The organism is Nocardioides sp. (assembly GCF_035703625.1).
In the GTDB taxonomy this organism is placed as follows: Bacteria; Actinomycetota; Actinomycetes; order Propionibacteriales; family Nocardioidaceae; genus Nocardioides.
Genome location: NZ_DASSXS010000016.1, coordinates 1 through 6,297 on the forward strand (window position 1 = coordinate 1; position 6,297 = coordinate 6,297).

Annotated in this window: 9 protein-coding genes; 4 read left to right on the forward strand and 5 right to left on the reverse strand. The window is 70.7% G+C overall.

Annotated features, from left to right (window positions below):
- The 4 genes from VFN12_RS00745 to VFN12_RS00760 form a co-directional block, all read right to left on the reverse strand.
- Nucleotides 1-608 (reverse strand): SDR family oxidoreductase (locus VFN12_RS00745; protein WP_325116620.1); only part of this gene is annotated, 608 nt, incomplete at its 3' end.
- Nucleotides 608-1,582, reverse strand: coding sequence for a zinc-binding dehydrogenase (locus VFN12_RS00750; protein ID WP_325116621.1), 975 nt, complete (start codon nt 1,580-1,582; stop codon nt 608-610). The genes VFN12_RS00745 and VFN12_RS00750, both read right to left, overlap by 1 nt.
- 314 nt (nt 1,583-1,896) lie before the next feature.
- Nucleotides 1,897-3,012, reverse strand: a complete 1,116-nt coding sequence (locus VFN12_RS00755) for an NADP-dependent malic enzyme (RefSeq protein WP_325116628.1) — start codon at nt 3,010-3,012, stop codon at nt 1,897-1,899.
- A gap of 129 nt (nt 3,013-3,141) precedes the next feature.
- Nucleotides 3,142-3,546, reverse strand: coding sequence for a S24/S26 family peptidase (locus VFN12_RS00760; protein WP_325116622.1), 405 nt, complete (start codon nt 3,544-3,546; stop codon nt 3,142-3,144).
- Between the two features lie 51 nt (nt 3,547-3,597).
- Here VFN12_RS00760 and sodN point away from each other — a divergent pair, with 51 nt between their 5' ends.
- The 3 genes from sodN (at nt 3,598) to VFN12_RS00775 (ending at nt 5,326) form a co-directional block, all read left to right on the forward strand.
- A complete protein-coding gene (gene sodN / locus VFN12_RS00765) occupies nt 3,598-3,999 on the forward strand; it encodes a superoxide dismutase, Ni (protein WP_325116623.1) in 402 nt (133 codons plus the stop codon).
- A gap of 105 nt (nt 4,000-4,104) precedes the next feature.
- Nucleotides 4,105-4,506, forward strand: a complete 402-nt coding sequence (locus tag VFN12_RS00770; RefSeq protein WP_325116624.1) for an anti-sigma factor — start codon at nt 4,105-4,107, stop codon at nt 4,504-4,506.
- 1 nt (nt 4,507) lies between these two features.
- A complete protein-coding gene (locus VFN12_RS00775; RefSeq protein WP_325116626.1) occupies nt 4,508-5,326 on the forward strand; it encodes an RNA polymerase sigma factor SigF in 819 nt (272 codons plus the stop codon).
- Nucleotides 5,327-5,354: 28 nt separating this feature from the next.
- Here VFN12_RS00775 and VFN12_RS00780 read toward each other — a convergent pair whose 3' ends face one another.
- The gene (locus tag VFN12_RS00780; RefSeq protein ID WP_325116627.1) at nt 5,355-5,714 is read right to left on the reverse strand and encodes a hypothetical protein; all 360 of its coding nucleotides are present in this window, start codon (nt 5,712-5,714) and stop codon (nt 5,355-5,357) included.
- A gap of 198 nt (nt 5,715-5,912) precedes the next feature.
- Here VFN12_RS00780 and VFN12_RS00785 point away from each other — a divergent pair, with 198 nt between their 5' ends.
- Nucleotides 5,913-6,164, forward strand: a complete 252-nt coding sequence (locus tag VFN12_RS00785) for a WhiB family transcriptional regulator (RefSeq protein ID WP_297753441.1) — start codon at nt 5,913-5,915, stop codon at nt 6,162-6,164.
- Nucleotides 6,165-6,297 lie beyond the last annotated feature (133 nt).

The following is a 6,297-nucleotide window of genomic DNA, read 5'->3' on the forward strand; positions in this document are numbered from 1 at the left end:
GTGTCAGGGGTGATCCACTCCGACGGGTCGTAGTCCTTGCCCTCCTGTGCGTGGACCTTCTCCTGCATCGGGGTCGCGGTCCGGCTGGGAAAGACGCTGCTGACACGCACGCCGTACGCCGCCTCCTCGGCCCTCAGCGCGTCGGCCAGACCGCGCAGGCCGAACTTCGAGGCGGCGTAGGCCGCCCACGTGGGGTTGGCCCGCAGGCCGGAGGTGGAGTTGACGAACAGCACCGTTCCCTTCGCCCGGCGCAGCGCCGGCAGGCAGGCCCGGGTGAGGACCGCCGGCGCGACCAGGTTGACGTCGAGCTGCTCGCGGAGCTCCGCGACGGGCAGGTCAGCCACCGCGGAGAGCTCGACCGCGCCGGCTACGTGCAGGACCGAGTCGAGGGCGTCCGGGAGGTCGGACCCGGCCAGCCGCCGCTCCAGCCCGTCCGGGTCGGACAGGTCGGCGACCAGCGTCACCGCACCGGGGTAGTCGCGAGTGAGCCCGGCCGCACGCTCCGGCGTGCGCGCCAGCAGCACCAGCCGGTCGCCCCGGTCGTGCAGCCGCCGTGCGACCGCCGCACCGATGCCCGAACCTGCGCCGGTGAGCAGGTGCGTGGGCATCAGGCGTCCCGCGAGAAGACGATCTTGCCGAACACGTCACCCTCCGCCATCGCCGCGAAGCCCTCGGGGGCCTTGGAGAGGTCGAGCGTGCGGTCGATCAGCGGGCGGGTGCCGGTCGCGTCGAGCAGGGTGACCAGGGAGGCCAGCTCGTCGCGGGTGCCCATGGTGGAGCCGACCACACGCAGCTGGAGGAAGAAGATCCGGGTGAGCTCGGCATCGTCGACGTTGGGCCCCGACGTCGTACCGCTGACCACGATCGAGCCCCCGGGGCGCAGGGACCGGATCGAGTGCGACCAGGTGGCGCGGCCCACCGTCTCCATCACGGCGTCGACCTTGGTCGGCAGCCGGGCGCCCGACTCGAGCGCCTCGTGGGCGCCGATCTCGAGCGCGCGGGCGCGCTTGGCCTCGTCGCGCGACGTCGCGAAGACCCGCAGGCCACCGGCCCGGGCGAGGATGATGAGGGCGGTTGCGACTCCCCCGCCGGCCCCCTGCACCAGGACGCTGTCACCGGCCTTGAGGCCGCCCTGGGTGAAGAGCATGCGGTAGGCGGTGAGCCAGGCGGTGGGCAGGCAGGCAGCCTCCTCGAAGGAGAGCGACGAGGGCTTCGGGACCACGTTGCGACGAGGTACGACGACCCGCTCGGCGAACGTGCCCTGGTGCCGCTCGGAGAGCAGCGACCGCTTCGGGTCCAGGGTCTCGTCACCCGCCCAGCCCGGGTCGCTGACCACGGCGTGGACGACGACCTCGTTGCCGTCCTCGTCGTACCCCGCGGCGTCGCAGCCGAGGATCATCGGCAGCGCCTCCTCCTTGAGCCCCACACCTCGCAGGGACCAGAGGTCGTGGTGGTTGAGCGACGCCGCCCGGACCGTCACGGTGGCCCATCCATCGGGCGCGACCGGATCGGGTCGCTCCCCGACCACCAGGCCGGAGAGGGGATCTTGGGAGGAGAACGAGTCTGCGTAGACGGCGAACATGGCCCCGACGGTACCGACCCGACTCCCCGCCCCCCACCGCGAGTCGGCGCATCTGCCGCCCCCCAGACCCCCGAGTCGGCGCACTTGCAGCCCCCACAAACCCCGAGTCGGCGCGCTTGCAGCCCCCACAGACCCCGAGTCGGCGCATCTGCATGTTCCTTGGCCGCAGGAGCGCCGACTCAGCGCCCCTGAGCGTTGCAGACGCACCGACTCAGCGCCCCTGTGCGTTGCAGACGCGCCGACTCAGCGCCCCTGAGCGTTGCAGACGCGCCGACTCGGCACATTTCAGCGTTGCAGAAGCGCCGACTCGGCGGTCAGCGGCGCGCGACCCCGTCGCGGCGGGCGGCCTCGGCGACGGCGGTCGCGACGGCCGGACCGACCCGGGGGTCGAACGGCGAGGGCACGATGAGGTCCTCCGCCAGCTCGTCACCCACCAGCTCGGCCAGCGCATCGGCCGCGGCGAGCTTCATGCCTTCGGTGATCGCCGTGGCGTGGGCGTCGAAGGCACCGCGGAAGATCCCGGGGAAGGCGAGCACGTTGTTGATCTGGTTGGGGAAGTCCGATCGCCCGGTCGCGACCACCCTCGCGTAGCGATGCGCGAGCTCGGGGTGCACCTCCGGGTTCGGGTTGGCCAGGCCGAAGATGATCGCGTCGTCGGCCATCAGCGCGACCACCTCCTCGGGCACGCTCCCCCCGGACACCCCGATGTAGACGTCGGCGCCGTCCATGACGTCGGCCAGCTTGCCGGTGCGGCCGAAGTGGTCGGCGGTGTCGCGCGCCACCCCCTGCTTCACGGGCGTGAGGTCGGAGCGCTCGGAGTTCAGCACTCCCTGCCGGTCGAGGACCGCGAGGTCCCGGACGCCGGCCTCGAGCAGGATCCGGGCCACGGCGACCCCGGCCGCGCCGGCACCCGAGATCACCACCCGGGTCTCGCCAGGGTCCCGTCCGGTGAGCGTGAGCGCGTTCTTGAGCGCGGCCAGCGCGACGACCGCCGTCCCGTGCTGGTCGTCGTGGAAGACCGGGATCGACAGCCGCTCCTTGAGCCGATCCTCGATCTCGAAGCAGCGGGGCGCCGAGATGTCCTCCAGGTTGATGCCGCCGAAGCTCGGAGCGAGACGGGTGACGGTCTCGATGATCTCCTCGACGTCGGTGGTGTCCAGGCAGATGGGCACGCCGTCGACGCCGCCGAACTGCTTGAACAGCACCGCCTTGCCCTCCATCACCGGCATCGCGGCGGCGGGACCGATGTCGCCGAGCCCGAGGACCGCGGTGCCGTCGGTGACGATCGCCACGGTGTTGGGCACCCAGGTGTAGTGACGGGTGAGCGACGGGTCGGCGGCGATCGACTCGCAGACGCGGGCCACGCCCGGGGTGTAGGCCATCGACAGCTCGTCACGGCCGGTCAGCGCCACCGTGGACCGGGTCTCCATCTTGCCGCCGACGTGCAGGTCGAAGACGGGATCGCCTGCGTGCGGATGCGCGTCGTGTGGGGAAGCCACCATCAAGTTCTGGCTCTCCGGGCCGGTGGGCCCTCCGGGGACAGGGGACTTGGGAGTCTGTCACAGCCGCGACCGCCGGCCGGTCCAGGTCCGCTGCCGTGGAAGGTGCCCGAGAGCTCGCGGGCGCGGCCACACCCGGAGCAGCGCCACCGCGACCACGTCCTGCTCGGGGACCGGCCCTCGGTGACGTGAGTCGACGCCGGCGGCAGGGTTGTCGCTCAGCAGCCACCACGCCGGCGCACCGGTGCGCGTCGCACGCCGCTCGACTGCGCGCTTGACGGCGAGGGTCCCGTCCGCGAACCGCGCCAGTACGACGGCGCCCGGCCGCACCCGCGCGCCGTACCGCACCAGCAGCCGATCACCGGGTGCGAGCCGGGGTCGCATCGAGTCGCCGGCCACCAGCGCGAACCCGAATGCGGGGTGTCGGTCGGGGTACGGAGAACCCGTCTCTGGGGCGCGCGGCACGCGGAGTAGCCTCGCAGAGACCCACCTGTCTCCACACGAGAGGACCACCGGATGCACGTGCCACAGTTCGCACCCACCGTCGAGGTTTCTGCCCACTGCGACCTGCCCTGCGGTGTCTACGACCCGGCCCAGGCCCGGATCGAGGCGGAGTCGGTCAAGGCCATCATCGAAAAGCTGAAGGACAACGACGACCCCGACTTCCGGACCCGTGCCGTCCTGATCAAGGAGCAGCGCTCCGAGCTGGTCAAGCACCACCTGTGGGTGCTGTGGACCGACTACTTCAAGCCACCGCACTTCGAGAAGTACCCGCAGCTCCACGAGCTGGTCAACGAGGCCACCAAGCTCGCCGGCGCCACCGGGACCAAGGGCTCGATGGACGCGGGCGAGGCCGACAAGCTGCTGGCCAAGATCGACGAGATCGCCGAGATCTTCTGGGAGACCAAGAAGTCCTGAGCAGATCACTGGAAGGGGCCGGCCCGCAGGTTCACCACCTGAGGGCCGGCCCCGACTAGTGTTCGGTACAGGATGGGGAGGGAACGAGTCACCGGAAGGCGAGCAATGCCAGCGAAACAGCGCACCCGAGCCGACGTCGAGCTGCGGCTCCCTGCCGACAGCGCGTACGTCTCGGTGCTCCGTACGACCACAGCCGGGCTCGCTGCCCGCCTCGACTTTCCGATCGACGACATCGAGGACCTGCGGATCGCCGTGGGCGAGGCGAGTGCGATGGTGCTGCCCGAGGCAGCCGACGACACCGATCTGACCTGCTGCTTCTACATGTCGGCCGGCTCCCTGACCGTCGAGGTGACCGTGGAGGCCGCCGACCCGGTCAGCCCCGACTACGACAGCTTCGCCTGGCAGGTCCTCAGCACGCTGGCGACCCGCGCCGAGGCCGAGTCCTCGGACGGTCGCTTCTCGGTGAGCCTCAGCATGGAGCCGGGAGAGCCGGGATTCGGCCCCTGACATGAAGCCGGACAGCAGGTGGGGCACAGGGGCGGCGGGGGACGTCGCGGCGAGTGGCGCCGACCTCACCCGCGAGCGCAGCGCCCAGCTGTTCGCGATCCTCAGCGACGACTCGCTCCCCGAGCAGGACCGGGCTGGCGCTCGCGAGGACCTGGTGCATCTCCACCTGCCCCTGGTCGAGCACTGCGCCCGCCGGTTCCGCAACCGTGGCGAACCCTTCGAGGATCTCGTCCAGGTCGGCACGATCGGGCTGATCAAGTCGATCGACCGGTTCGAGTCCCAGCGGGGCGTGGAGTTCTCGACCTACGCCACCCCCACCATCATCGGTGAGATCAAGCGCTACTTCCGGGACAAGGGATGGGCGATCCGGGTTCCCCGGCGGCTGCAGGAGCTGCGGATGCACATCGTCACCGCGACCAGCGAGCTCACCCAGGACCTCGGACGCTCGCCGACCCCGCGGGAGCTCAGCGAGCGGATCGGCTGCACAGTCGAGGAGATCATCGAGGGCATGGAGTCGAGCAACGCCTACTCCACCCTGTCGCTGGACGCGACCGACGACGGCGAGGAGCAGGGCGGGAGCATGCTCGACGCCCTCGGCATCGACGACCCGAACCTCGAGCACGTCGAGGTCCGCGAGTCGATCAAGCCGATGCTCGACCAGCTCGACCCGCGCGAGAAGCGGATCCTGGTGCTGCGCTTCTTCAAGAACATGACCCAGACGCAGATCGCCGAGGAGGTCGGCATCTCGCAGATGCACGTCTCCCGGCTGCTGACCCGCACGCTCGACCAGATGCGGGTAGCCATGCAGGACGCGCGTTGAGCCCCCGGGGGTCGGGGCACCCGGAACGCTAGGAGCGCTCGGGCTGCTCGTCGTTGAGCGCGTCGATGCTCAGCGGGTGCAGGAGACCGGCCAGGGCGACCAGGGCAGCGACCCCGAGCGAGATCGCCACCCAGGTCGTCCGCCCTCCCCAGAAGCCCCAGGCGACGCCGAGCTGGATCAGCTGGGCCATCAGGACCGGGCCCCGGGCCCAGGTCTGGGCGCGCGAGAGCTGCCACCCGCAGAAGAGGAGCGCGGCGCCGTACACCATGAAGAACGCCGAGAGGGCCAGCCCCGCGGAGACGCTTCCAGACGTCAGGCTCCTGAGCTCCGCCAGTCCGAACAGGATGACCAGACCACCCTCGACCGCTGCCAGCGAGGCTGCTACCACTAGAGGCGCAGGATTGTCATGGACACGCGGGTTCACCGACTCAGGGTACGGCTGTGACGAATGCGACCACCGAAAGGGGTTGTTTCAGCATCCAACCCTTGCCAGTCTTGGGACTGCGCTCGTGAACGCGTTCACATCGCCACGCCCGCACGAGCCCGTCAGCAGTACTTCCCAGTGTAGGAGAGGAACCTCCAAGCCATGGATTGGCGCCACCGTTCCGCATGCCTCGACGAGGACCCGGAACTGTTCTTCCCGATCGGCAACACCGGTCCGGCCATCCTCCAGATCGAGGAAGCCAAGCAGGTGTGCCGTCGCTGCGACGTGCGCGAACAGTGCCTCGCATGGGCCCTCGAGGCCGGACAGGACCACGGCGTCTGGGGCGGCCTGAGCGAGGACGAGCGGCGGGCGCTCAAGCGGCGCAACGCCCGCTCCCGGGTGCGCACCGCCTGAGCTCTCCCATCCCCGCCCCTGGACCCGCCGAACCTCAGCGCGGCTGACCCGACACGTCCGGCACCTGTACGACGACCAGGGTGCCGGCTCCGACCTCGCGGCGACCCAGCACGATCTGCCCGCCGAGCTCGCC

Bases quoted from the DNA above. Each gene is read 5' to 3' on its own strand.
- VFN12_RS00750 (WP_325116621.1), bottom strand. From the start codon at position 1,582: ATGTTCGCCGTCTACGCAGACTCGTTCTCCTCCCAAGATCCCCTCTCC.
- VFN12_RS00755 (WP_325116628.1), bottom strand. From the start codon at position 3,012: ATGGAGACCCGGTCCACGGTGGCGCTGACCGGCCGTGACGAGCTGTCG.
- sodN (WP_325116623.1), top strand. From the start codon at position 3,598: ATGCACGTGCCACAGTTCGCACCCACCGTCGAGGTTTCTGCCCACTGC.
- VFN12_RS00770 (WP_325116624.1), top strand. From the start codon at position 4,105: ATGCCAGCGAAACAGCGCACCCGAGCCGACGTCGAGCTGCGGCTCCCT.
- VFN12_RS00775 (WP_325116626.1), top strand. From the start codon at position 4,508: ATGAAGCCGGACAGCAGGTGGGGCACAGGGGCGGCGGGGGACGTCGCG.
- VFN12_RS00785 (WP_297753441.1), top strand. From the start codon at position 5,913: ATGGATTGGCGCCACCGTTCCGCATGCCTCGACGAGGACCCGGAACTG.